Below are 2,134 nucleotides of genomic sequence, written 5' to 3'. Positions count from 1 at the left end.
GCTGGCGCTGACCCCGGTCAGCCCGTTTCGCCCGCGCCGCTGGCGCGGCGCGCTGCTCTCCAACAAAGCGACGGTGCGCTTCGACATCCGCGAGCCGGAAAAGCGGCCGGTGAACGCCGCCGCCGACCATACCGAGGTCAAGGCGGTGACCTCGGTGACGGTGCGAGAATCACCCACGGCGACAGCAACGTTGCTGTTCGATCCCAATCATTCCTGGAACGAGCGTATTCTCGCCGAACAGTTCCGCTATTGAGCCGGCTCTGCGACCGACAGGTCGATTAAGCATCCCGATTAAGGTTACAACTTCACAATCGTGCCATTGCTGCCCGTTTCTGTTGACAAATCGAGGGCTTGCTCCTAATTGCAATACCGATCTTGCAGGCGCGTGGCGCTTGCCGCGACGCCATTAGACGCCGTTGCGCTTCCCCGAACCAGCCAAAGACAACAACACTTGTCCTCAGACACCACGACCGCTCAAGAAGCGTTGACCTTCGCAGACCTCGGCCTGTCGCCGAAGGTCCTTTCCGCAGTCACCGACGCCGGCTACACCCAGCCGACGCCGATCCAGGCTGGTGCGATCCCGCACGCCTTGCTCGGCAAGGATATTTTGGGCATCGCCCAGACCGGCACTGGCAAGACGGCTTCCTTCGTGCTGCCGATGCTGACCCGCCTCGAAAACGGCCGGGCCCGCGCCCGTATGCCGCGCACGCTGATCCTGGAGCCGACGCGCGAACTCGCCGCGCAGGTCGAAGAGAATTTCATCCGATATGGCAAGAACCACAAGCTCAACATCGCGCTCCTGATCGGCGGTGTCTCATTCGACGAACAGAACAAGAAGCTGGAGCGCGGCGTCGACGTGCTGATCGCGACGCCCGGCCGCCTGCTCGATCACCGCGAGCGCGGCAAGCTGTTGCTCAATGGCGTCGAGATCCTCGTCATCGACGAAGCCGACCGCATGCTCGACATGGGCTTCATTCCCGACATCGAGCGCATCTGCGAGATGATCCCGTTCACCAGGCAGACGCTGTTCTTCTCGGCGACGATGCCGCCGGAAATCACCAAGCTGACCGAGAAATTCCTGCATGCGCCGGTGCGCGTCGAGGTCTCGAAGGCCGCGTCCGCCGCCACCAACATCACCCAGCGGCTGGTCAAATCAGGCTCCAAGCCGTGGGACAAGCGCGAGACGCTGCGCAACCTGATCAAGGCCGAAGATGCCGAACTGAAGAACGCCATCATCTTCTGCAACCGCAAGGTCGAAGTGTCGGAACTGTTCCGCTCGCTGCTGAAGTATGATTTCGACGCCGGTGCGCTGCATGGCGACATGGACCAGCGCGCGCGCATGCAGATGCTGGCCAATTTCCGCGACGGCAAGCTGCGCTACCTCGTCGCTTCCGACGTCGCCGCGCGCGGCTTGGACATCCCCGACGTCAGCCATGTCTTCAACTATGACGTGCCGATCCATGCCGAGGATTATGTCCACCGTATCGGCCGTACCGGCCGCGCCGGACGCTCCGGAAAATCCTTCACCATCGCGACCAAGTCGGACACCAAATACATCGACGCCATCGAGCGGCTGATCGGCAACAAGATCGAATGGCATGACGGCGACTTGTCGACGGTGGTTGCCAGCGAAGGCGGCGAGGACGATGCTCCGCGCCGTGGCAAGGGCGCACCGCGCCGCGCCGGTCGCAAGGACGACGACCGCAGCAGGGAAAAGGGCGGCGAGCGCAAACCGCGCGAACGCCACGCCAAGCGCAGCGAAGACACGGCACCGGAAACAGTCCGCGAGGACCAGCCGGCGGCCGAGGTCGCAGCGGCAGCCGCCGACGTCGGCGAACGGCGCTCGCGCAAGGAAGCGATCCGTTCGGAAAACACCGAGCGCAAATCGTCCGATCGCAACGAACAGCGCGCACCGGAACGCGGCGATACCCGGCCGCAGCGAGACAACAGCCGCCCTGCCCGCCAACGTCACCAGGAAGACAACGATTCCACCGTTGGCTTCGGCGATGACATGCCGGCCTTCATGCGGATCGTCGCCAAGGTCTGATCCCGACCGCTTCGAAGGCAAGCCAGCCATCCGGCTTGCCTTCTCGGTAGAGCTCCAGCCTGGTTCGCCCGTTACATCGGCCCAGGC

Annotated in this window: 1 protein-coding gene and 1 pseudogene; both read left to right on the top strand. The window is 63.6% G+C overall.

The window, feature by feature from the left end:
• A pseudogene (locus EN879_RS33145) lies at positions 1 to 253 on the top strand (NAD kinase); the annotation flags it as partial.
• 198 nt (positions 254 to 451) lie between these two features.
• Positions 452 to 2,047: a DEAD/DEAH box helicase gene (locus EN879_RS33140; protein ID WP_063168089.1), complete on the top strand. Its 1,596-nt coding sequence runs from the start codon at positions 452 to 454 to the stop codon at positions 2,045 to 2,047.
• Positions 2,048 to 2,134: the final 87 nt, after the last annotated feature.

It is taken from the genome of Mesorhizobium sp. M7A.F.Ca.AU.002.02.1.1 (assembly GCF_003998535.1).
Taxonomy (GTDB): domain Bacteria; phylum Pseudomonadota; class Alphaproteobacteria; order Rhizobiales; family Rhizobiaceae; genus Mesorhizobium; species Mesorhizobium ciceri.
The sequence above is the reverse complement of the archived record's forward strand: the minus strand, read 5'-3'. Positions and strand labels throughout refer to the sequence as shown.